This is a genomic window from Pseudomonas putida (genome assembly GCF_028682455.1).
In the GTDB taxonomy this organism is placed as follows: domain Bacteria; phylum Pseudomonadota; class Gammaproteobacteria; order Pseudomonadales; family Pseudomonadaceae; genus Aquipseudomonas; species Aquipseudomonas putida_AA.
In genome coordinates this window covers 1,642,046-1,665,153 of record NZ_JANHLD010000001.1, presented here as the reverse complement: position 1 = coordinate 1,665,153, position 23,108 = coordinate 1,642,046, and the positions used below count along the sequence as shown (strand labels likewise).

The window sequence follows — 23,108 nt, the reverse complement described above, 5'->3', positions numbered from 1 at the left end:
GGTCCGATCATGCGTGTGCTGATTATCGAAGACGAAGAAAAGACCGCTGACTACCTGCATCGCGGGCTCACCGAACAAGGCTTTACCGTGGACCTGGCCCGCGACGGTATCGACGGCCTGCACCTGGCCCTTGAAGGCGACTACGCAGTGATCGTGCTCGACGTCATGCTTCCGGGCCTGGACGGCTATGGCGTCTTGCGTGCCCTGCGGGCGCGCAAGCAGACGCCGGTGATCATGCTCACCGCCCGCGAACGCGTGGAGGACCGCATCCACGGCCTGCGTGAGGGGGCCGACGACTATTTGGGCAAACCGTTTTCCTTCCTTGAACTGGTCGCTCGCCTGCAGGCCCTGACCCGTCGCACCGGCAACCAGGAACCGGTGCAGATCCAGGTCGCCGATCTCTGGGTCGACCTGCTCAGCCGCAAGGCCAGCCGCGCCGGCCAGCGCCTGGACCTGACCGCCAAGGAGTTCTCGCTGCTCAGCGTGCTGGCCCGCCGTCATGGCGAGATCCTCTCCAAGACGGCCATCGCCGAGCTGGTCTGGGATATCAATTTCGACAGCGACGCCAATGTCGTGGAAGTCGCGATCAAGCGATTGCGGGCCAAGCTCGACGGGCCCTTTGAAACCAAGCTGCTGCACACCATCCGAGGCATGGGCTATGTTCTGGAAAACCGTGCCGACTAACTCCGTCGCCCTGCGCCTGAGCGTCTTGTTCACCCTGGTGGCGCTGGGTGTGTTCCTGTTGATCGGCAGCGCCTTGTACAAGCAGGTCGACCGCAGCCTCGACCTGCTACCGGCGGCTGAGCTGGAGGCGCGCTTCAGCGTGCTGGAATCGTCCCTTACCCGCTATGACACCCGCGAGCACTGGGTCAAGATCACCAACAAGCTCAATCTGCTCAGCGAGGAAGACCGGCGCATCCGTTTCTGGGTAGTCAGCGGCCACAGCCCCTTCGAGTACGGTCAGCCCGATGACCATGTGCGCGCCTTCGCCCAAGGCCCGGTGGGCATGCGCGACCTGCGCCTGGCCGACAGTCCCTACCCCTTCAAGGTGCTGGTCAGCGACTTGCCGGCCATGGGCAATCGCCCGCCGCTGCGCTTTCTGATCGCCATCGACACCGAAGCCTTCTGGCAGACCCAGCACACCTTGCTGGTGGCGATCATCAGCTTGTCCGTTTTCGGGGTGTTCCTTGCCTCGCTGCTCGGCTACTGGGTCGCGCGGGTGGGGCTGTGGCCGCTGCGCAGGCTCTCGGCCGAAGCGCAGAAACTCGCACCGCCGCGCCTGAGCGGGCGCCTGCAGCAATCGGACCTGCCACCGGAGCTGGCGCAATTTGCCAGTGCCTTCAACTCCACCCTGGAACGGGTCGACCAGGCCTACACGCGCCTTGAAGCCTTCAATGCCGACGTCGCCCATGAATTGCGCTCGCCGCTGACCAACCTGATCGGCCAGACCCAGGTCGCCCTGACCCGGGGGCGGAGCGCCGAGCACTACTTCGAAGTGCTGCAATCGAACCTCGAGGAGCTCGAACGCCTGCGCACCATCATCAATGACATGCTGTTCCTGGCCAGCGCCGACCAGGGCAGCAAGGCCACGGCACTGACGCTCAGCTCGCTGGCCGAAGAAGTGGCGGCGACCCTCGACTACCTGGACTACATCCTTGAAGACGCCCAGGTGACAGTCCAGGTCAGTGGCGATGCCCAGGCCCCTGTCGAGAAGGCACACCTGCGCAGGGCCCTGATCAACCTGCTGAACAACGCCGTGCAGCACACTGCCCCCGGGCACGTCATCCAGGTGCGCATCGAACAGCAGGACGGGCAGATCAGCATTGCCGTGAGCAACCCAGGCCCTGCAATCGACCAGGATCACCTGCCCATGCTGTTCGAGCGCTTCTACCGCGTCGATGCCGCGCGCACCAGCGGCGGCGGCAACCATGGCCTGGGGCTGGCCATCGTCAAGGCCATAGCCCTGATGCATGGCGGCAGCGTGTTCGTGCGCAGCCAGGCAGGCGCCAATACCTTCGGCATCCTGCTGCCCCGGTAGGAGCGGGCTTGCCCCGCGACAGCATCCCCAAAGACACAGCGCATCGCAGGCCCGCCCCTACCACTATTACCTTTGACGCAACAGTACTTCTCGAAAAAGTAACTGTTTCTCGCTGGCATTTCCGACTAATTTAGTCGGACCTACTTAACACTTGCTCCGCAAGAAGGTTGTTGCAAATGTCCAACAGTATGGGTATTGCCAGCGTATTCGCCCTGTCTTCCCTGTTATTGTCCCCCCTGGCCATGGCCGAAGAATCCCAGGCGTTCGTTGCGCAGAATGCTGCCCGTGCCGCCGTCCACGATCAAGCTCGCCAGGCCTTCGCCGCCGAGCAGGGCCAATCGGCAAAGCCCGCAGAACAGACCGCTTCCAAGGTTTCTTCGAGTGACGCTGCCGACAGCTGATCGCCCCCCCCGCTTCATCCGTCTACTCCCTAGATGTCCGCACAGGTGACTTGAGCGCCCGTGCGGTTGTCTTTCAAAGCCGCTGCCTGTCAGCGGCTTTTTTTTGGCGTGTCGAAAAGTGCCAGCGAGCTGGCCAATCCGTTCATGACAAGATCGTTTTTCGCACAATAAGAATTGCTTTAACTTCACCTCAAGGAGTCCACACCGGTGAACACTGCTTTACGCTTCACCCCCCTGTTCGTTGCATTGACTGCAACGATCCCCTTCAACGCCCAGGCCAACGAGGAACAGGCCGAAGGCTTTATCGAAGGGTCGAGCCTGAACGTGCACGCGCGCAACTACTACCTCAACCGCAATCAGTTGAACCGTGGCGTGAATGACAATCGGGAATGGGGCCAGGGTTTTCTCGGCAAGTTCGAGTCCGGCTACACCCTGGGCACGGTCGGGTTCGGCTTCGACGCCCACGCCATGCTCGGCCTGAAGCTCGATGGCGGCGCCGGCACCTCCGGCTCCAGCATCCTGCCGATCAACACCCAGGGCGATGGCGAGCCGGGCAAGGCGCCCGATGCGTTTTCAACCGCGGGCGCTGCGGTCAAGCTCAAGGCATTCGACACCGAGCTCAAGGCCGGTGACCTGTTCCTGACCAACCCGGTGATCGCCGGTGGCGAGTCGCGCATGCTGCCGCAGACCTTTCGCGGCGTCAGCCTGACCAACAACAGCTTCGACGGCCTGATGCTCGAAGCCGGCCAGGCCAGCTTCACCAAGCCTTACAACCAGAGCGGCCATCGCCGCATCGACACCTTCTACGGCGCCCTGCCGGACGACCGCGAAAGCCGTCACCTGAACTGGGCCGGCATGGCCTGGAGCGGCGTGCCGAACCTGACCTCGAGCCTGTACGCCGCCGAGCTCAAGGACATCTGGAACCAGTACTACTTCGACCTCGACTACACCTGGCAGGTGAGCGATCTGGTGAGCCTGAACCCGGGCCTGCACTACTACCACACCCAGGACACCGGCCAGGCGCTGCTGGGCCACATCGACAACAACACCTACAGCCTGCACTTCACCGTCAACGTCGGCTACAACAGCCTCACCGCGGTGTACCAGCGGGTCAATGGCAACACCCCGTTCGACTACATCAACCAGGGTGACAGCGTTTTCCTCGACAACTCGCAGATGTACTCGGACTTCAACGGCCCGAACGAGCGCTCGTGGAAACTCAAGTACGCCTACGACTTTGCCGGCCAGGGCATTCCGGGCCTGACGTCGGTGGTCTCCTACTCGCGCGGCGAGCTGGACCTGACCAAGGTCGACCCCAACAGCGTCGGCTACGGCGAGCACTGGTACAACCCCGAGGGCAAGAACGCCCAACACTGGGAGCGTGACTTCGATGTGCAGTACGTGTTCCAGGAAGGCAGCCTGAAAGACCTCTCGGTGTTGTTGCGCTGGGCCAGCCATCGCGGCAGCCAGGGTTACTCGCAGATCGACAACGACGTCGACGAGTACCGGGTGATCGTCGACTACCCGCTGAACATCTTCTGATTGCACCCTTGCCGGGAGCTGGCGTTCGCGCCAGCTCTTTCCGTCGGTTGGCCACCATTAAGTCCTTGTTCGACAATCCTGCCCCCCCTAGAATACCGCCGCCGCGTGACCACCCCCGCGCCTCTTCCGACGGTCTTCAGCTGCAGCGACCATGACTTTGCCCACCCGATCCCAGCGATCTGCCCTGTACAAGTCTCATCCGGAGCTGATCCTGAACCTGGGCAGTTGCCTTGCGGTGCTCGCCATTGTGGCCATCGTCAGCTACCTGGTGATGCGTGAGCGCAGCAACATCGAACAGAGCGCCGCGCGCGCGGCGAGCAACATTGTCCAGCTGATCGAAAGCGACATCGTGCGCAATGTCGAACTCTACGACCTGTCGTTGCTCGGCCTGATCCGCGCGGCCAAGCAGCCGCAGCTGCAAGCGCTGCCTGTCGAATTGCGCCAGCAGGTCTACTTCAACCAGGCCTTCACCACACCGGTACGCGGCGACATCCTATTGCTCGATGCCCAGGGCAATGTGAGCGCCGACTCCACCAGCGTGGTGCCACGCCAGGCCAATTTCGCCGACAGCAAAGTATTCCAGGCCCATCGCCAGAACCCCGACGCGGGGCTGGTGATCAGCCCGCCGTTCAAGGCCCGCCTGGGCAACCTGAACTGGTGCATCAGCTTCACCCGGCGCATTTCCGGCCCCAACGGCGAGTTCGTCGGCGTGGCCGCCGGCGCCATGCGCCTGTCGTACTTCACCGACCTGTTCACCCGCCTGGACATCGGCCGCGACAGCAGCATCACCCTGTTGAACACCGACGGCGTGCTGCTGGCCCGCCAGTCGAGCAAGCCGGACGATCCGCTGATCGGGGCCAGCTTCTCCGATCGCCCCAACTTCAAACGTCTGCTGGCCGATGGCAAAGGCAGCTTCTCGGGTTTTTCCGGCAGCAGCGGCAAGGCCAAGCTGTACACCTTTGCCCGAGTGGCCGAACTGCCCCTGATCGTGGTGGTGGCGCGCTCGGCAGACGACGTCTTCGCCTCCTGGCGGCGCACTGCGCTGCTGGTCGGCTGCGCCACCGGCGTGCTGTGCATTGGCATCCTCTGGCTGACCTTGCTGCTGGGCCGCGAGCTGCGCCGCCGGCACTGCGCCGAACAGGACCTGGCGGAGCTGGCTGCCACCGACAGCCTCACCGGCCTTGCCAACCGCCGCCAGCTCGACCAGGTACTGCGCCGGGAATGGTCACGGGCCCAACGCAATCACCGCCCGATGGCGGTATTGATGGTGGATGTCGATCACTTCAAGGCCTTCAACGAGCGGCACGGCCATCAGGGCGGCGACAAAGCCCTACGCGAGGTCGCTGCCGCCATCGGCCGCAGCATCCGTCGCCCGGCAGATCTGGCGGCGCGCTATGGGGGTGAGGAGTTTCTGGTGGTGTTGCCCGAGACTGAACGCCACGGCGCGCAAATCCTGGCCGAGCGAATCCGCAGCAGCGTCGAAGCGTTGCCGCCATTCGATGGGGACACCGCGCCGGTCACCGTGAGCATCGGTATCGGCTGCTATACGCCCGGCGCCCAGCAAGATCTGGCGACCTTGCTGGGCTGTGCCGACGATGCGTTGTATTGCGCCAAGCGCAATGGCCGCAACCGCGTCGAGACCGCGACCTAGGAACGCGCGCGGGCGGCGTTGCGCAGCGCCTTGACCTGGTCATGGTTGCGTTGCACGCCGTGATACTGGCGCTCGACCAGGGCATACACCTCGCTGCCCGGTGCCATGGTCAGCTTGGTGAGTTTCTCCAGCGCGTCCTTATAGGCCTTCAGGGCGTGGTCCTCGCCGCGTTCCACCTCGTTGAGCACCGCCTCTTCATCCTTGCCGGTGAGCATCGACTTGAGATTGACCCAGCCGCGGTGCAGGTCGCCGCTGACGCTGGTGGACGTCTCGGGATCGCCGCCCAGGGCACGGACCTGGTGTTGCAACTCCGACGCTGCGGTACCGCATTCGCCAGCACGTTGCAGAAAATAGGTTTTCAGCTCGGGGTTCTTCACATCTTCAGCAGAGGTTTTGAAACCCTTCTCGCCATCCTTGCTGAACTCGATCAGTTCGTTGAGTACCGAGATAACGTCTTTGTTGGGGCTGGTCATGACACGACTCCTTTGCATTGAAGAAAGATGCAGGAATACGGAGCAGTGTTCGTGCCAGCCCTGAATTGAAAAATAATCTATTTATTATCAATAGCTTACGATTAATTGAACGATTCAGGCCCGAGCGTTCTGCATGAACTGTCCTTTGGCCTTCATGCAGATTGCATGTATGGTCGGCGCTTTCCTTCCAGAACCCCGCTGCATGAATCCTGAACTGCTTGTCTTGCTGGTGACCCGCGAAATGCCCTTCGGTAAATACCAGGGCAGGCTGATTGCCGACCTGCCCGGACATTACCTGGCCTGGTTCGCGCGCCAGGGGTTCCCCAAGGGGGAACTGGGCGGGTTGCTGGCCCTGATGCACGAGATCGACCATAACGGCCTGGGCGATCTGCTGGTGCCGCTGCGCAAGAAGCACCCTCGCGGTACGAGGTAAACGGGCGAATTTCATCGCGGGGCAAGCCCGCCCTACACGGGCTGTACCGACAGCTCCACTCCCTCGCTGCGCTTGAGCACGGCATAGACCACCGCGGTCAGCAGGCTGCCCGCCAGGATCGCCAGCAGGTACAGCAGGGCATGGTTGATGGCGTTGGGGATGAGCATCACGAACAGCCCGCCATGGGGCGCCATCAGCTTGCAGCCAAAGTACATCGACAATGCCCCGGTCAAGGCGCCACCGGCGATGCTTGCCGGAATCACCCGCAGTGGGTCTTTGGCGGCAAACGGGATCGCCCCTTCAGAGATAAAGCACAAGCCCAGCACAAAGGCAGCCTTGCCCGCCTCGCGCTCGCTCTGGGCGAACTTGCGCCGGGCGATGAAGCTGGCGATACCCAGGCCAATCGGCGGCACCATGCCGGCAGCCATGGTCGCAGCCATTGGTGCATAGCTCTGGGACGCCAGCAGGCCCACGGAAAACGCATAGGCCGCCTTGTTGATCGGCCCGCCCAGGTCGACACACATCATCCCGCCCAGCAGCACGCCGAGCAGAATCGCGTTGGTGGTGCCCATGCTATCGAGAAAGTGGGTCAGCGCCTCGAGCATGCCGGCCACCGGCTTGCCCACCACATAGATCATCACCAGGCCGGTGAACAGGCTGGCCAGCAAGGGGATGATCAGGATCGGCTTGAGGGCATCCAGGCTAGTGGGCAAGCGCACCCAGCGACTGATGGCCTTGGCGCTGTAACCGGCCAGAAAGCCTGCGACGATGCCACCGATGAAGCCGGCACCCAGGGTACTGGCCAGCAGGCCGCCGATCATTCCCGGCGCCAGGCCCGGGCGGTCGGCGATTGAATAGGCGATGTAGCCGGCCAATAGCGGCACCATCAACTTGAAGGCGGCATCGCCACCGATCTGCATGAGGGCGGCCGGCAAGGTGCCGGGCTCCTTGAACGCCTCGATGCCGAACACGAACGACAAGGCAATCAGCAAGCCGCCGGCGACCACCATCGGCAGCATGAACGAGACGCCCGTGAGCAGGTGCTTGTACACCCCGGTTTTCTCGGCCTTTGCCGGGCTGCTGGTGTCGCTCTGCGCGGCAGATTCTTCGCGACCTTCGGCCAGGGCCTTGTTCAAGGTGGCCTGAGCCTGCTTGAGCGCTACGCCCGTGCCGCAACGATAGATACGTTTGCCGGCGAACCGGGCGATGGGTACCTCGATATCGGCCGCCAGCAACACCACGTCGGCCTCGGCGATGGCCGCCGGTGGCAGCGGGTTGCGCGCCCCTACCGAGCCCTGGGTTTCCACCGTAAGCTCGTACCCCAGTTGCTGCGCCGCCTGCTGCAAGGCTTGGGCAGCCATGAATGTGTGCGCGACACCGGTCGGGCAGGCGGTGATGGCAACGATCCTGGCTGCGCGCAGCGCAGGGGGCAGTGTCTGGGCCTCAGGCTGATAGGCCTCGGCCTTTTCCGCCGCTTCACGCAAAAAATGCTGGATGTCGGCCAAGGCCTTGGCCGGTGTGCTCTGGTACAGGCGCTTGCCGGCGAAACGGCGCATATCCAACGGCCCGGTGCAGACCACCAACACCCAGTCGGCAGCGGCAATCACCGCCTCCGACAACTGCCCCTGGGGCTGCTGCGGATCATGGATTTCCACGCTGGTGCTCCAGCCCAGGCGCTGCGCGGCGGCTTCCAGCAAGCGTGCACTGAGCACACTGGAAACCTGGCCGTTGGGGCAGGCGGTGACAATGGCAATGTTCATCTGCAACCCTCTTGTTGTTCTTCACGCAGTTGCACGCCCTGCTCCAGTTGTGCCAACTGGGCCCGGTCATTGATGCCAAAACCGATCTGGGTCACCGCCTGGGCGGCGATGGCCGTGGCCCGGCGCAAGGTCTGGGCGGGTGTATCGCCCCCCAGCAGGCCGTGAACCATGCCCGCCAGCAGCGAGTCACCGGCACCCACCGTGCTGGCCACCTTGACCTTGGGCGGCAAGGCCCCCAGCGCGGCATCGCGACTGAACCAGTTGACCCCCTGCTCGCCCTGGGACACCACCACATGCTCGACGCCCCGGGCGATCAGTTCGCGGGCTGCGAGCTGTTGCTCGGCAAAGCTGTGGACCGTGCAGCCCAGCACTTCGCCAAGCTCATCGGTATTGGGCTTGACCATCCAGGGTGCGCAGTCGAGCCCTGCGCGCAAGGCTTCGCCGCTGCTGTCCAGGGCGACATTCAGTCCCATGCCCTTGAGCCGGGTGATCAGCTGCTGCAACCAGGGGCCGGTGACACCGCGTGGCAAGCTACCGGCGATCACCACCGCATCGTGCCCAGGGGCCACCTGCGCCAGCCTGGCCAGCAGTTGCTCGCGGGCCTGTTCATCCACCTGCGGGCCCGGGCCATTGATATCGGTGACGCGACCATCGGCCTCGACCAGCTTGATATTGCAGCGCGTCTCACCCGGCACGCGAACAAAACAATCGGCAAAGCCACGGTGGGCGATCAGCTGTTCGAACGGTTGCAGGTTGTCTTCACCCAGAAAGCCACCGACGGTCACGCTGTGGCCCAGGTCAGCCAGCACCTGGGCCACGTTCAGGCCCTTGCCTGCGGCATGGCTGTGCTGGGCCTGGCTGCGGTTGACGGTGCCGCACTGCAGGGCATCGAGGCTGACGGTGAGGTCGAGCGCCGGGTTGAGGGTCAGGGTGAGTATCTTGGCCATTCAGTTGCTCTCCACCAGCGCACGGACGGCGCTGGCACTTCCTTGCAGCAGGGCTTGCTGGGCCAGCTGCCGGGCGTGTTCAAAATTCAATTCGCGTACCTGCGCCTTGACCTCGGGGATACTGCGCGCCGCAACGCTCAGTTCATCGACCCCCAGGCCCAGCAGCACCGCCACCGCCTGCGGGTCTGCGGCCAGTTCGCCGCACACGCCCACCCACTTGCCGTGGGCATGGGCGGCGCGCACGGTGATGTCGATCAGTTGCAGCACGGCCGGGTGCAGGCCGTCGGCCTGGGCCGAGAGGCTCGGGTGGCCACGGTCGATGGCCAGGGTGTATTGCGTCAGGTCGTTGGTGCCGATGCTGAAGAAGTCCACTTCGCGCGCCAGCACCGGGGCCAGCAAGGCCGCCGACGGCACCTCGATCATGATCCCCAGTTGCAGGTCGCCGACGTTGATCTCTTCGCGCAGGCGCTGGACCATCGCCCGCGCCTGCTGCCACTCTTCGAGCTGGCCGACCATGGGGAACATGATCCGCAGCGGACGACTCTCGGCCGCGCGCAGCAAGGCGCGCAACTGGCTCTCCATCACCTGCGGACGTTGCAGGGTCAGGCGAATGCCGCGCACACCGAGAAAAGGGTTCTCTTCCTTGGCTATCGGCCAATACGGCAGCGGCTTGTCACCGCCCACATCCAGGGTGCGCACCACCAGCGGCCGACCGCCCAGGCCGTCGAGCACCCGTCGGTACTCGACCTCCTGCAAGGCTTCATCCGGTAACTGTTGATGGGCCATGAATATCAGTTCGGTGCGCAACAGGCCGATACCTTCGGCGCCCTGGTCGACCACGGCGTCGATGCCCTTGCTTTCGCCGATGTTGGCGAACACTTCGATGGCGTGGCCGTCACGGGTAACGGCCGGTTCCAGGCGATGTTCACGGGCCTGTTGCAAACGCTGCTCGCGGCGGTCGCGTTCAGCCAGGGCGCGCTGCAATTCATCGGCAGGCGGCGCGACCTGCAAACGGCCCCGTTGCCCATCGAGCAACAGCGGCGTTCCCGGGGCAATCAACAATACCGCGTCGCCCGCCCCCACTACCGCCGGGATACCCAGGGCGCGGGCGACAATGGCGCTATGGGCCGTGGCACCACCGCGCGCGGTGAGGATCCCGGCCACCCGGGCCGGGTCCAGGCGCGCCACGTCCGACGGACCGACCTCTTCCATCACCAGCACATAGGGTTGCTCGGGAGCGGCAACCTCTGCCACGTCACATAGTTGCGCCAGCACCCGTCGGCCAATGTCGCGCAGGTCGGCAGCACGCTCGGCGAGCAAGGCGTCGTGCAACGCCTCTTGCTGGCGCGCCGCGGCATCGATCACCGCCATCCACGCCGCCGGGGCGCTTTCGCCCTGGCGCAGGCGCTGGTCCACCGCGTCGCCCAGGTCCGGGTCGGCGAGCATCTCCTGGTGGGTGATGAAGATCTCGCCAATGGCCTTGGCCTGGCTGCGCTGGATCAACGCGGCAATCTCGCTGTTCACCGCGGCCAGGGCCTGCTGCAAACGCTGCCGCTCGATAGGCAGGGATTCGCCACGCAAGGGATAGTCGAACTCGCGCAGCACCTGGATGTGCGCCGGGCCGCTGGCAATACCCGGCGCTGCGGGCACACCCTGGAGCATGGCGCCAGCCTCGGGGGCCTGCAGGACAGGCTCGGGCAACAGCTCGGGGGTGGCCTGCGGCACGACCTCGGCGAGTGCCTCGACCTCCTCGCCCAGGCCCGCTTCGATGGCCGCCAGCAAGGCGGGCAGTGCATCGGCAGCCACACTCGGTTCGGCGATGATCTCCAGCACCTGACCCCGGCGGGCACCCAGGCTCAACAATTTGCTCAGGCTTTTGACCGAAACGGCAGGCTGGCCGCTGTCGGCCACCCGCACACGAATCTCGCCCTCGAACGCCTTGGCCAATTGGGCCAGCGCCTTGGCCGGGCGCGCATGCAAACCATGGGCATTGGCCAGGCCAATGCGGGCGCTGGGCCAGTCGGCCGGCACTTCGCCGCCGAGTACTTCGAGCACGGTGCGGCTGCTGGTGGCACGGCACAGCTCCTGGCCACGGCCTTCGATCAGCAGCGTGCACAAGCGCTCGAGCAGTGCCTGGTGGGCCGCGCCCAGGCTGGCCAGGCAGAACACTCCGTGTACCGGTTGGTCGCGATAACGCAGCGGCTGCTGCGGGGTGACGAAGGCCAGGCCCGGCTGGCGCACCGCCTGCTCGCTGTGCAGCCACCACAGGCCTTCGCCCAGCGGCAGTGGCTCGACCTGCTGCAATACCCCGGCAAATTCGCCACCCACACACTCGGCGCGGTGCAGCAGGCGGGCGGCGCGCCACACCAGTTCGTCAAAGTCTTCAGCCGGCACACCCAGGCCGATCATCTGCGCATCCAGCGCCAGCGCCTGGGGTGCGCCTTGCAGCAGCTTGAGCAAGGCCTCGGCGCTGCTCGCGCGGCGCAAGGCCTCGGCCATGTCGGTTTCGCCCAGGGCGCGGGTCAGCAGTTGCAACAGACGCAGGTGCTCATCGGAGCGCGCGGCGATGCCGATCGCCAGGTACACCCGCTGGCCATCGCCCCAGTCCACCCCTTCGGGAAACTGCAGCAGCCGCACGCCGGTGGTAAATACCAGCTCGCGGGTGTCGGGGGTGCCGTGGGGGATTGCAATACCTTGCCCGAGGAAGGTCGAACCTTGCGCCTCGCGGGCTTGCAGGCCGGCCAGGTAACCCTCGGCAACCAGGCCGTCACTGACCAGGCGCTCGGCCAGAAGCTGCAGTGCCGCCGGTTTATCCACAGCCGACTGGCCCATGGATATCTGCTCTACAGTGAGCTCGAGCATGACCTTCTCCTTTGCAGCACCAGGCCGGTGCTGAGGTATTGTTGTGAATTTTTCAGCATAGGGCCAGTTGCTCACGGCCCACCGCAGGCGATGGTTCGGCAGAAAATTCGCCTGCTGAAACGTTTAATCTGTAATTGTGAGCACGTTACTCGATAATCTTCGATCAATGAAGCCCCATCTTGTCGGACAATTGCGACAATGGTCGTCTGCGCCGAGACCACTGGATCGGCGACAATTCCCGGTCAGGCTGTGCAAGCAGTCGCGGTAATAACAAGGAAAATGCGGTGAAACTCAGCGATATCGCCCGTCTGGCTGGTGTGTCCGTGACCACGGCCAGCTACGTGATCAACGGCAAGGCCGAACAGCAACGCATCAGCAACAGCACGGTGGAACGCGTGCGTGCGGTGGTCGAAGCCCATGGCTTCACTCCCAACCCACAAGCGGCGGGCTTGCGCAGCCGCCACACCAAGACCCTGGGGTTCATTCTCCCTGACCTGGAAAACCCCAGCTATGCGCGCATCGCCAAGCAGCTGGAACAAGGGGCGAGGGCCAAGGGCTACCAATTGCTGATTGCCAGCAGCGACGACCAGCCCGAGAGCGAGCGCCAGCTGCAACAGCTGTTTCGCGCCCGCCGTTGCGATGCGCTGTTCGTGGCCAGTTGCCTGCCAGCCGGTGACGACAGCTATCGCCAGTTGCAAGCCAAGGGGCTGCCGATCATCGCTATCGACCGCGCCCTGGACCCGGCGCACTTCTGCTCGGTGGTCAGTGACGATCGCCACGCCAGCCTGCAACTGACCCGCAGCCTGCTCGATACCGCCCCCAAACACATCGCCCTGATCGGCGCCCGCCCCGAGCTGAGCGTCAGCCAGGCCCGCGCCGGTGGCTTCGATGAAGCGCTGCAGGGGTTTGCCGGCACGGTCAGCCGCTATCAGGGCGAAGCGTTCAGCCGTGAATGCGGCCAGCGCCTGATGACCGAACTCCTCGCCGATCTCGGCGGTTTGCCGGATGCCCTGGTGACCACCTCCTACGTGCTGCTGCAAGGCGTGTTCGACGTACTGCAGGCCCGCCCTGCCGGTTCGCGCAGCCTGCACCTGGGCACCTTCGGGGACAACCAACTGCTCGACTTCCTGCCGTTGCCGGTCAACGCCATGGCCCAGCAGCACGCGCAGATCGCCGAAACCGCACTGGAACTGGCCCTGGCCGCCGTCGAGCAAAAACGCTATGAACCCGGCGTTCACGCCATCGGTCGAACGTTCAAGCAGCGAATCACCAAGGCCTGAGCCATGCGCCTGATCGACACCCACACCCATCTGGATTTTCCAGACTTCGACCACGACCGCCCGGCCCTGCTGGCCAATGCCCGGGCGGCGGGTGTCGAGCGCATGGTGGTGCTGGGAGTGCATCAGGACAACTGGCAACGGGTGTGGGACCTGGTGTGCAGCGACGCGCTGCTGTACGCCGCCTTCGGCCTGCACCCGGTGTACCTCGACCAGCACCGTCCGGAGCACCTGCGTGATCTGGGCGACTGGCTGGACCGTCTGCGCGGCGCGCGCCAGTTGTGCGCGGTGGGCGAATTCGGCCTGGACTACTACCTGCCCGAGCTCGACCGCGAGCGCCAGCAGCAGCTATTCGAAGCACAACTGCAACTGGCGGTGGACTTCAACCTGCCTGCCCTGCTGCATGTGCGTCGCAGCCATGCGGCGGTGATTGCCACCCTCAAACGCTACAAGCTTGCACGGGGCGGCATCATCCATGCCTTTGCCGGCAGTTTCGAAGAGGCGCGTGAGTACCACAAGCTGGGCTTCAAGCTTGGCCTCGGCGGCGCTGCCACCTGGCCCCAGGCGCTGCGGCTGCACAAGGTGTTGCCGCAGTTGCCGCTGGACAGCCTGGTGCTGGAGACCGACTCACCCGACATGGCACCGGTGATGTTCCCCGGTGTACGCAACAGCCCGGAGCATCTGCCGCAGATCGCCGAGGCGCTGGCGCAGGTAATCGGGATCGAGGTGGAGCAGCTGGCGCAGGTGAGTACGCGCAATGCCTGCGAGCTGTTTGGCTGGTAGGCAGGAGCGGACTCGGCGTTAGAGGGTTGTGGGTTGGCCGTTGCGGTCGAGCTCGAAGACCTTGTTGTGCTGCAAGCGCTCCTTGAGCCAGCGCTGGGCCTTGTCCAGCGGCCGCTGCCGGGCCCAGAGCATGTCGACGCCCACATGCCAGTCGGTGTGCGGGTAGGCCGTCAGTTGCAGTTCGACCAACTCACCACGCGCCAGCTCGCGTTGAATCAACTGCCGCGGCAAGGTGGTCCAGCCTAGCCCCGCCCGCACCATTTCCAGCAACGCCAGGTAACTTTCGGCCTGCCACAGTTGGGTAGCACGCAGGTACTCGCTGCTGGGCAGCTTGCTGGCATGGGCGCTGAAGGCGAGGCGGCGGTGCACGTGCAAATCGTCGAAGCTCACCGTGGCCATTTGCGCCAAGGGGTGATCAGGGTGACAGACGTGCAGCATGATCAATTTGCCCAGTTGCTGGAACGCCAGTTCCTTCGGGTAACCCGGCTGCGAAAAGGCGATGCCCAGCACCGCCTCGCCCCGGGCCACCAGCTCGCTGACGTCGCCGTGCACGGGGTGGCGGATGATCAGGTCAACAAATGGGAAAGCTTGCTCGAAGTCCTTGAGCACCGGCATTACCGGGCCATAAGGCGTTTCGATCGCCAGCGTCAGGCTCGGCTCCACCGTTTCAGACAGGCAGTCGGCATGCGCTTCCAGGGCCAGGCAGCGCTCCAGCACCGCCTCTGCCTGAATCAATAGCTTCTGCCCGCTGGCCGTCAGCGTCGGGCTTCGGCTGGCCCGATCGAACAGTTCGACCCCAAGGTCTGCCTCCAGGTTGGCGATGGCCGCGCTGATGGTCGATTGGGTCTTGCCCAGCTTGCGCCCGGCCGCCGAGAACGAGCCGCTTTTGACCGCCTCGGTGAACATCAGCAATTGATCCAGTGAAAAGCGCAACGTACCTGCTCCTGAGCCCTGGGTGAGTCGTTCGGTGCGAATCCTGCAACGCTAACGGCGCATTGCGCAAGCGCGCCATCCATCGACCGGATCGATAGTTACTAACTTGTTTCATCGCCCACAACGTTCAACTATAGCCACGCGTCAGCAGTTCCTGCCCAACAACAAAAAAGCCGCACCTTCAGGAGACACACGACATGAGCACAAAACGGGTTCATCCGGTGGACGAGGTTTTGCCCCTGCGACAGTTGTTCACCTTCGGCCTGCAGCACGTGCTGGTGATGTATGCCGGTGCCGTGGCGGTGCCGCTGATTCTTGGCAGTGCGCTGGGGCTGACGTCTGCCCAGATCGTCACGCTGATCAACGCCAACCTGCTGACCTCGGGTGTGGCAACGTTGATCCAGACCCTCGGCTTCTGGAAGTTCGGTGCCCGCTTGCCGCTGATCCAGGGCTGCTCTTTCATCGCCCTGGCGCCGATGATCATGATCGGCAAGGAGTTCGGGCTCACGCAGATATTTGGTGCGGTGATCGCGGCCGGTGCCATCACCATTGCCCTGGCCCCTGTATTCAGCCGTTTGCTGCGCTTCTTTCCGCCGGTGGTGATCGGCAGCCTGATCACCATCATCGGTATCTCGCTGATGCCGGCCGCCGCCATCTGGCTGGGCGGCGGCAATCCGGGCGCCGACGACTTCGGCAGCCCCGCCAACCTGCTGCTGGGCCTTGCCACGGTCAGCGTGACGCTGGTGATCTACGCCAAGTTCTCGGGCTTTATCGGCAACCTCAGCGTGCTCATCGGCCTGTTCGCCGGGAGCCTGATTGCCGCGGCCTTCGGCATGACCAACTTCAGCGGCGTGGGGGATGCGGCCTGGTTCGAGCTGAGCCCGCCGATGGCCTTCGGGGTGCCGGAGTTTTCGCTGGTACCCATCATGATCATGACCCTGGCGATGCTGGTGATCATGGCCGAGACCACCGGCAATTGCCTGGCGATCGGCAAGCTGACCGGCAAGCCGACCACCCAGCAGACCCTGGGCAACGCGTTTCGCGCCGATGGCCTGTCGACCATGCTCGGCGGTGTGTTCAACAGCTTTCCGTACAACGCCTTCACTCAGAACACCGGCCTGATCGCCCTCTCGAACGTCAAGAGCCGCTTCGTGGTCGCCGCTGCGGGCGCAATCATGGTGCTGATGGGCCTGTTCCCCAAGCTCGGCGCCTTGATCGCCGCCGTGCCCACCCCGGTGCTCGGCGGGTGCGCAATCGTGATGTTCGGCATGACCACCGTGGCCGGTATCCAGGAGCTGTCACGGGTGAAATTCGAAGGCACCCGCAACGGCATCATCGTGGCGGTGTCGGTCAGTGTCGGCGTGCTGCCGATGTCGTTCCCCGCCCTGTTCGAACATGCCAACGGCACGCTCAAACTGATCCTGGAGAGCGGCATTTTCCTCGGAGCCATCACCGCCATCGTGCTCAATGTTTTGCTCAATAACGAAAAGAACACCAGCGACGGCATCGCCGCCGAACTGGTTGACTGACTTGCCCCCTTTTACTGCCAAGGAGATGCCCATGACCCACTTCACTCAACTCACCCCGGCCGGTGTATCCGAACTCGACCTGCTGTTGCTGCGCCGCAGCATTGCCTTGTCTAACGCCTCCCGGGAGCGCGGCCGTCATCCGTTTGCGGCGCTGGTAGCCGATCGTGACGGCAATGTCATCGCCGAGGCAGGCAACAACTCCATGCCACCGGAAGGCGACCCGACCCAGCATGCCGAACTGGTCGCCGCAGCCATGGCGGCAAAAAAACTGTCGCCGCAGGCCTTGGCCGACTGCACCCTGTACACCAGCGCCGAGCCTTGCTGCATGTGTGCCGGAGCGGTGTACTGGACCGGTATTGGCCGAGTGGTTTATGCGTTGTCGGAACATGCGCTGCTGGGGCTGACGGGAGATCACCCGGAGAACCCGACCTTCTCGTTGCCGTGCCGCGAAGTGTTCGCCAAGGGCCAGCGCAAGGTCAGCGTGGAAGGGCCGATGCTGGAAGATGAAGCCGCTGAATCGCACAAGGGATTCTGGCTATGAACGGGGGCATTTCCATCCACGTGGTAGACGTGGCCAGCGGCCGCGTGGCCGAAGGCCTGGAGGTTCGCCTGGAGCGTGTGGACGGTGAGCGGCGGCTGTCGATCTGCGAGGGCCGGGTCGGAAGCAATGGCTTGCTGACAGGGCTCGAGGCCTGCAACGCGTCGTGCACGGTTGGGGTGTACGAGGTGCGATTGCAGGTGGCGGATTTTTACCGCGCCCAGGGTATGGCATTGCCGAGCGTACCGTTTCTGGATGAGCTGGTGTATCGCTTCGGGGTGGGCGATACGGCTCAGCATTATCACCTGCCGTTCAAGCTGACGGCCTGGGGGGTGTCTTGCTTCAGGGGTGGAGCCTGAAGGTTGCCCTGGTGACCCTTTAGGAGTCGGTCTTGCCGGTGATCGGCTGCATCGGCCTCATCACCGGCAACGCCGGCAGGTCAGAGTCATACAGCGCTGCGGTGGCTCATCAGGCGACGGTACCGCCGGGCACGGATAAGCGTCCCGCATTGTTCCTGCACCAAGGCCCACAAGGGAGAGACTTTGGCCGCCGGGCGCTTGCCCTCCGCCAGCCTGCGCATATGCGCCTTGACCACGGCCATGTAGGCCATCGCCGCAAACGCCTTGCGCTTCCAGTGAATAGGCCCCAGCTCCGCGCTTGCCTGCACCTGCCCGGCTTGCCAGCGCCGAGGCAGCGCCGGATCGACCGCCAGCGCACTAGCGATCCCGGCCATGGCCACCCCACCCGCCAGCACCTGCTCCACCACCGGCATTCGGCGAATGCCACCAGTCACCATCACCGGCATGCGCGCGATGGCGGCGATCTCCTGGGCAAACTCCAGAAAGTACGCTTCACGCGCCAAGGTGCGGCCGTCCCGGGCACTACCCTGCATGGCCGGCGCCTCGTAACTGCCGCCCGAAAGCTCCACAAGATCGACAGCCAGCTCATTGAGCCAGAGCACCACCTGACGTGCATCACTGGGCTCGAACCCGCCCCGCTGGAAGTCTGCCGAGTTGAGCTTCACCGCCACGCAAAAACCGGGCGATACCTGGGCGCGCACCGCCTTGACAACCTCCAGCAACAACCGCGCGCGGTTCTCCAGCGAGCCGCCCCAGCGATCATTGCGCTGGTTGCTCAGGGGCGATAGAAACTGGCTCAACAAATAACCGTGGGCGGCATGCACCTGCACCCCGCTGAACCCCGCCTGCTCGGCCAGCACCGCCGTGCGGGCAAAGCGCTGGATCAGCCCGGCGATCTGCGTCTCGTCCAGTGCCTGGGGAACGGGGAACATCTTCGACAGCCCACCCATGTCCAGCGCCACCGCCGAAGGGGCCACGGTGGGCTGACCGAGGTTGGCCTGCATCTGCCGGCCCGGGTGATTGATCTGCATCCAGAACTGCGCCCCCTGCGAGCGCCCGATGCGCGCCCATTCACGAAAGCGCTGCAACGACTGCCCCTCCTCCAGCACCACCCCACCGGGGCCGGTCATGGCGCGGGCGTCCACCATCACATTACCGGTCAGCAACAACCCCGCCCCGCCGTCGGCCCAGGCCTGATAGAGGCGAAACAGCTCGTCGGAGGGGGTTTGGTCGGGGTTGGCGAGGTTCTCCTCCATCGCCGCCTTGGCGATGCGATTGGGAATGACGGCGCCATTGGGCAGCGGCAAGGACTGGAACGGTGACATGGGGCACTCTCCGAGCGACGACGGGGGTTAACTCGGTAGAGCCTAAGATTAAAGTCAACTTCAAGGTCAAGCCCCGAACCGAAAATCACCACCGTAGGAGCGGGTTTTCCCCGCAAGAGGCCCTGTACAGCCTGGAATTGCTCTCGCGGGGCAAGCCCGCTCCTACCACCAGCCTCGGTCATCCTCAAGCTCGGCTCGGCACTGCTTCAACTGCGCGCCATAATTGCGCGACTGCTGCTCCACCTTGCGCGCCACCTGCATCAACCAGGGCTTGCTGCGATACGTGCCCCGCTTGAAGCCGCCCCGTCCCTCGTGGTACGCCAGGTACTGGTTATAGGCATCCCACTTGGAAATCCCCAGCTGACTTTGCGTACCGGCCGTGTACCAGCCGATGAACATGATCGCGTCGTCGAAATTGTCCCGCGAGCCGCCGTTGCCGGTACCGCTCTTGTATTCGCCCCAGACCGGGTCCTGGGCTTGCGCATAACCATAGGCCGAACTCACCCGCCCCCACGGGATCACCCACAGCAGGTAGTCACGCGGCGGCAGCGCATCGTGAACAAAACTGCTTTCCTGCTTCATGATCGCCATCGCCACATGCTGCGGCGTGCCGAATTGTTGCTGCATCTCCAGCGAGTCTTCATACCAGTCGGGGTATTCGCGGAAGATATTGCAGAGGTTGTTCTGGTCCCTGGGTGGCGCAGTGGCGCATCCCGATATCAGCACCAACAACAGCATCAGTGCCCACACTCGCCCTTGATTCATCCATCGCCCCAGCAAAAAATGAGGGCATTGATTGCCCTTCGTCTGTAGCACAGCACCTGAATGGGTCAGGTTTCAATGAGCAGTTAGGATGGCTCAGGTGTAGGCAGGGTCACCTGATTGATGGCAGATTTTTCGATAGAAATTTGGGATTTTCCTGATTTCATGCAGCCCGTTTCCCAAAGATACTTACCTGCGTTTTAAGCCATTGCAGTGCTCGCAGCGGGAATCTAGTCTCGCTCAGTTTTCGGCAATTGTACGTGGGGCACCTCCGTGTGCGCCGAGTTCTCTGGTGATCGGTCTATCAGTCCACGTGCAATTGCCATTTATTTGTCCGGGCCAATCGTTCGAATACCTGGCCTGCGTCCTCACCATCGCCCGGCAAACCGTCCTGCTGCATCCCAAGTCACCCCGCCAGGTGCAGCCCAAGCATTGAAGGCCCAAAACAAAAGCGCCAGCATTGCAAAGGCAAGGCTGGCGCTGGGGAGATTTGGATGGGCAAGCGTATAGAACCCGGCACCATAGATGTGAGTACCTTCGGCGAGCGCAGTGCCGTGCGCTCAGTGAATCGGCAAGGCTATCGGGCGCATCGGCGCCGCATCGGCTCCGCGCAGCTTCAGTGAGGCGCCCACAAAAGCGAATTGGTAAACCCGATCCCGAGACAGACCTTCCAGATTCACCAGCTCGATGATCGGCGCGCCCTGCATTGCCAACAGATAGGTGTGCAGCGGCAAGTAGTTGCCCTCGACCTCCGAAGGGAAGGTTTCGAAACTCAGATTATCGGCACCCACGACCATGGCACCGCCGTCCTCCACCAGGAACTTCGCCGCATCCAGGCTCAGGCCTGGCGGGTTGGCCATATAGGCCTGGGCATGCTCATAGTCACGCATGCGCCCGGTGCGGATCAGCACCACGTCTCCCTTCTCCAGCGTCACCCGCTGCTTGGCCAGCGCTTGCTGTAAATCGCTGCGGGTAATGCGGTAGTTATCCGCCAATTGCTCCAGGCCCTTGGCCGCGGCGACATCGATCATCACCCCACGTGCGATGATCGGTGGTAGCTTTTCTGCACCAGTGACATTCCAGCCACGGTCGCCCAGGTGCTGGTCGGCACGAAAGCCGTTCCAGATCTTGCCGTCGAGGCCAAAGTGATTGAGCGCGTCGATATGCGTGCCCATGTGGGCATACATCGACACCGCCGAGCCGCTGTAGCTGACGTGCTGGTTCATCGGTTCGCCGACCTGCATCGGGTCGGCGACCACATTGCCGTGAGGAGTGTGAGTCATCCACATCTGGTAGGGCGGATCACCCGCCGCTTGCCAGCTGGGCATGCCCACAAAGTATTCCACCGCCAGGTCGTAGGCCTGTGCCCCATTGACCCGGCCCAGGATCGCCGCCTGCGACTGCGGGCTCATCAGGTTGAGGCGCCCGATCTCGTCCTTCTCCCCCCAGGGGCTGATCCCCACCTCGGGCTTGGCCAGCGCACCCGCGCTGCACAATGAGCCGAGCACCGACACCACAGCCAACCCGGTAACCTTTTTGATCCACGAACTCAGCAACATGACATGACTCCTGTAAGGGGGAGCAGTCATGTTATTAGCTGTTTGTTCATGGATAATCAGCCACCTCATTGAATGATATTCAACCCAGGAGAAAATATATGGATGTATTGGTGGCCATGCGTACCTTTCGCCGCGTGGTCGAACGCGGCAGCTTCAGCCTGGCTGCCGTCGACCTGGGTCAATCCACAGCGGCAGTGAGCAAGCAGGTGCGGCAATTGGAAGAACGCCTGGGTAGCCTGTTGCTGCTGCGCACCACTCGCCGCATGAGCCTGTCCGAGGCTGGCCAGGCGTACTTCAGCGAATGCTGCCACCTGCTCGATGAACTGGATGCCCTGGAGCGCGCGACCCAGGACGGCTCCAGCGAGCCCAGTGGTCGTTTACGGGTCAACGCACCGCTGTCATTCGGCCTCAAGGTACTGTCGCCGATTCTGGTGGCGTTCATGCAGCGCTATCCGCAGCTCAAGGTCGAACTCACCCTCGACGATCGCCTGCTTGACGTCGTCAGCGAAGGCTTCGATGTCTCGCTGCGGATACGCAGCCACTTGCCGGACTCCACCCTGGTTGCCCGGCGGCTGGGCGAAGTCGAACAGATAATCTGCGCCGCCCCGGCTTACCTGCAGGCCAACGGCACACCACAGAGCGTCGACGACCTGCGCGAGCACAGCTGCCTGGCCTATCGCCTGGCCGAACACCCCGGCAGCTGGCACCTGCGAGGCCCACAAGGCAGTAGCCGCCTCGAGCTGCCGGTGCGCCTGGCAGTAGACAACAGCCTGATGCTGAGCGAAATGCTACTGGCCGGCCTGGGCATCGGCGCCCTGCCCTCATTCATCGCCCGGCCCTTGCTCGACAGCGGCCAACTGCTGCAACTACTCCCCGGGCAATCGATGCCTCGACGCTCGATCTATGCGCTGTACGCCAGCCACAGGCATGTGTCACAGAAAGTTCGGGTGTTTGTTGATTTTCTTGCCAGTGAGTTGGAAGCGCAGCTCATCCATCTTGTGCCGTCTGCGCGACCAGTTCCGACTCACGAATGAGCATCGCTGCTTCTAACTCAGGGGAACGCTTGGCCCACTGCTCGGGCGGCAATGGTTTGGACCATTCGATGATGTCGGGGTAGGTCAGGTCGGGTGGCGGATTCAACTTCCAACGTTCAAGCACATCTATTAGCAGTGTGTTGAAAATGAAAATTCCGCAGAAGCCTTCCCACAAAGCAGTTACCACCCAACCTCTCAATTTCGCGCCCTTGATGAGATCGTCCAGGTAGGTAGCCCAGATCCCTTTCGATCTGTCAAAACGAGCAGTCGCGTCCTCAACAGCCTCAGGCCCAATTTCCATATAACTGCGCATGCACTCCCACAACGCCATGGCCGTCCTACCGCCGCCACAGTTAAAGCCCATCGAATAATGCTTGGTTTCCTCCTTGGCTTGCGGATCAGGGTTCTCAAAACCGATGATCAACAGTCCCATCGTGGTCCTACCCGCCTGGCTCACCGACGAGTGCTGCGTCGCCGCTGCCGTCACGCTTTCCCAGGGGACGATCCAATACGTGCCATCCGCTTGCGGGACGCATACCTCGCGGCGCTGTCGATTGAAGCGCACTGGTAAGGGCACTTCTCGGAACAGGCCTTGGATTATAGTTAGAGCAGGAATTCCTATGATTATTCCTCCTCCGATAAGAGCGAATTCGCTGAGGTCAGGTGAAATATTTCTAAATCCATAAGCTGCGAATAAAAACAGCATCACCGTCGGCCACAACACCATCACCGCCGAGCCGATACTGTAGTTGCCGATATCAAGAAACACCTCGTTCTTGCGCCAGATGGTGTTGAGCACGTCACAAGGTTTTGCCCCGGTGGGAATGGGCAAGGGCGCCAGGTAGTCATTGCGTGAAAACAGCCGCTTTTTCGTCGTGCCTGCCGGTGGTGTGCTCATCCCT

General features: G+C 63.3%; 21 protein-coding genes. 12 read left to right on the top strand and 9 right to left on the bottom strand.

The window, feature by feature from the left end:
* Positions 1 to 9 precede the first annotated feature (9 nt).
* The 5 genes from NPS58_RS08145 (at position 10) to NPS58_RS08125 (ending at position 5,632) form a co-directional block, all read left to right on the top strand.
* Positions 10 to 684 carry a heavy metal response regulator transcription factor gene (locus NPS58_RS08145; protein WP_274114953.1) on the top strand — a complete coding sequence of 225 codons (675 nt, stop codon included), beginning with the start codon at positions 10 to 12 and terminating at the stop codon, positions 682 to 684.
* Complete coding sequence (locus tag NPS58_RS08140) at positions 659 to 2,038, top strand: heavy metal sensor histidine kinase (RefSeq protein ID WP_274114952.1); 1,380 nt, start codon at positions 659 to 661, stop codon at positions 2,036 to 2,038. Before NPS58_RS08145 ends, NPS58_RS08140 begins: the two co-directional genes overlap by 26 nt.
* A 176-nt stretch (positions 2,039 to 2,214) precedes the next feature.
* A complete protein-coding gene (locus NPS58_RS08135; RefSeq protein WP_274114951.1) occupies positions 2,215 to 2,439 on the top strand; it encodes a hypothetical protein in 225 nt (74 codons plus the stop codon).
* Between the two features lie 207 nt (positions 2,440 to 2,646).
* Entirely contained in the window at positions 2,647 to 3,981 is a 1,335-nt protein-coding gene (locus tag NPS58_RS08130) for an OprD family porin (protein ID WP_274114949.1), read from the top strand.
* Positions 3,982 to 4,138: 157 nt separating this feature from the next.
* A complete protein-coding gene (locus NPS58_RS08125; protein ID WP_274115380.1) occupies positions 4,139 to 5,632 on the top strand; it encodes a sensor domain-containing diguanylate cyclase in 1,494 nt (497 codons plus the stop codon).
* Here NPS58_RS08125 and NPS58_RS08120 read toward each other — a convergent pair.
* Positions 5,629 to 6,105, bottom strand: coding sequence for a PA2169 family four-helix-bundle protein (locus tag NPS58_RS08120; RefSeq protein WP_274114948.1), 477 nt, complete (start codon positions 6,103 to 6,105; stop codon positions 5,629 to 5,631). The genes NPS58_RS08125 and NPS58_RS08120 overlap by 4 nt on opposite strands.
* 202 nt (positions 6,106 to 6,307) lie before the next feature.
* Here NPS58_RS08120 and NPS58_RS08115 point away from each other — a divergent pair, with 202 nt between their 5' ends.
* Positions 6,308 to 6,538 (top strand): DUF3820 family protein, encoded by a 231-nt coding sequence (locus NPS58_RS08115; RefSeq protein ID WP_274114946.1) that lies wholly within the window; start codon positions 6,308 to 6,310, stop codon positions 6,536 to 6,538.
* A 32-nt stretch (positions 6,539 to 6,570) separates the two neighbouring features.
* Here NPS58_RS08115 and NPS58_RS08110 read toward each other — a convergent pair whose 3' ends face one another.
* Genes NPS58_RS08110 through ptsP form a run of 3 tightly spaced genes read right to left on the bottom strand, consistent with a single transcriptional unit; the run spans position 6,571 to position 12,107 of the window.
* A complete protein-coding gene (locus tag NPS58_RS08110) occupies positions 6,571 to 8,298 on the bottom strand; it encodes a fructose-specific PTS transporter subunit EIIC (RefSeq protein WP_274114944.1) in 1,728 nt (575 codons plus the stop codon).
* Complete coding sequence (gene pfkB, locus NPS58_RS08105) at positions 8,295 to 9,245, bottom strand: 1-phosphofructokinase (RefSeq protein WP_274114942.1); 951 nt, start codon at positions 9,243 to 9,245, stop codon at positions 8,295 to 8,297. Before pfkB ends, NPS58_RS08110 begins: the two co-directional genes overlap by 4 nt.
* Positions 9,246 to 12,107, bottom strand: a complete 2,862-nt coding sequence (gene ptsP, locus NPS58_RS08100) for a phosphoenolpyruvate--protein phosphotransferase (RefSeq protein ID WP_274114940.1) — start codon at positions 12,105 to 12,107, stop codon at positions 9,246 to 9,248.
* Positions 12,108 to 12,391: 284 nt separating this feature from the next.
* Here ptsP and cra point away from each other — a divergent pair, with 284 nt between their 5' ends.
* Positions 12,392 to 13,387 (top strand): catabolite repressor/activator, encoded by a 996-nt coding sequence (gene cra / locus NPS58_RS08095; RefSeq protein ID WP_274114938.1) that lies wholly within the window; start codon positions 12,392 to 12,394, stop codon positions 13,385 to 13,387.
* A gap of 3 nt (positions 13,388 to 13,390) precedes the next feature.
* A complete protein-coding gene (locus tag NPS58_RS08090) occupies positions 13,391 to 14,167 on the top strand; it encodes a TatD family hydrolase (RefSeq protein ID WP_274114937.1) in 777 nt (258 codons plus the stop codon).
* Between the two features lie 18 nt (positions 14,168 to 14,185).
* Here the strand turns inward: NPS58_RS08090 and NPS58_RS08085 are convergent, their stop codons facing one another.
* The gene (locus tag NPS58_RS08085; RefSeq protein ID WP_274114936.1) at positions 14,186 to 15,100 is read right to left on the bottom strand and encodes a LysR family transcriptional regulator; all 915 of its coding nucleotides are present in this window, start codon (positions 15,098 to 15,100) and stop codon (positions 14,186 to 14,188) included.
* Between the two features lie 197 nt (positions 15,101 to 15,297).
* Between NPS58_RS08085 and NPS58_RS08080 the strand changes: the two genes are divergently transcribed.
* The 3 genes from NPS58_RS08080 to NPS58_RS08070 are packed head-to-tail and all read left to right on the top strand — an operon-like array spanning position 15,298 to position 17,526.
* On the top strand, positions 15,298 to 16,629 hold the full coding sequence (locus tag NPS58_RS08080; protein WP_274114935.1) for a nucleobase:cation symporter-2 family protein: 1,332 nt from the start codon (positions 15,298 to 15,300) through the stop codon (positions 16,627 to 16,629).
* 31 nt (positions 16,630 to 16,660) lie between these two features.
* Complete coding sequence (locus NPS58_RS08075) at positions 16,661 to 17,170, top strand: nucleoside deaminase (protein ID WP_274114934.1); 510 nt, start codon at positions 16,661 to 16,663, stop codon at positions 17,168 to 17,170.
* A complete protein-coding gene (locus NPS58_RS08070) occupies positions 17,167 to 17,526 on the top strand; it encodes a hydroxyisourate hydrolase (protein WP_274114933.1) in 360 nt (119 codons plus the stop codon). Before NPS58_RS08075 ends, NPS58_RS08070 begins: the two co-directional genes overlap by 4 nt.
* Positions 17,527 to 17,612: 86 nt before the next feature.
* Here the strand turns inward: NPS58_RS08070 and NPS58_RS08065 are convergent, their stop codons facing one another.
* The 3 genes from NPS58_RS08065 to NPS58_RS08055 form a co-directional block, all read right to left on the bottom strand.
* Positions 17,613 to 18,851 carry an NADH:flavin oxidoreductase/NADH oxidase family protein gene (locus tag NPS58_RS08065; protein WP_274114932.1) on the bottom strand — a complete coding sequence of 413 codons (1,239 nt, stop codon included), beginning with the start codon at positions 18,849 to 18,851 and terminating at the stop codon, positions 17,613 to 17,615.
* Between the two features lie 162 nt (positions 18,852 to 19,013).
* Positions 19,014 to 19,616 carry a hypothetical protein gene (locus NPS58_RS08060; protein ID WP_274114931.1) on the bottom strand — a complete coding sequence of 201 codons (603 nt, stop codon included), beginning with the start codon at positions 19,614 to 19,616 and terminating at the stop codon, positions 19,014 to 19,016.
* Positions 19,617 to 20,173: 557 nt separating this feature from the next.
* Complete coding sequence (locus NPS58_RS08055) at positions 20,174 to 21,172, bottom strand: cyclase family protein (protein WP_274114930.1); 999 nt, start codon at positions 21,170 to 21,172, stop codon at positions 20,174 to 20,176.
* Positions 21,173 to 21,270: 98 nt separating this feature from the next.
* On the opposite strand from NPS58_RS08055, the gene NPS58_RS08050 reads away from it, so the two are divergent.
* On the top strand, positions 21,271 to 22,206 hold the full coding sequence (locus tag NPS58_RS08050) for a LysR family transcriptional regulator (protein ID WP_274114929.1): 936 nt from the start codon (positions 21,271 to 21,273) through the stop codon (positions 22,204 to 22,206).
* Here the strand turns inward: NPS58_RS08050 and NPS58_RS08045 are convergent.
* The gene (locus NPS58_RS08045) at positions 22,160 to 23,104 is read right to left on the bottom strand and encodes a hypothetical protein (protein WP_274114928.1); all 945 of its coding nucleotides are present in this window, start codon (positions 23,102 to 23,104) and stop codon (positions 22,160 to 22,162) included. The two genes, NPS58_RS08050 and NPS58_RS08045, sit on opposite strands and share 47 nt — an antisense overlap.
* Positions 23,105 to 23,108 lie beyond the last annotated feature (4 nt).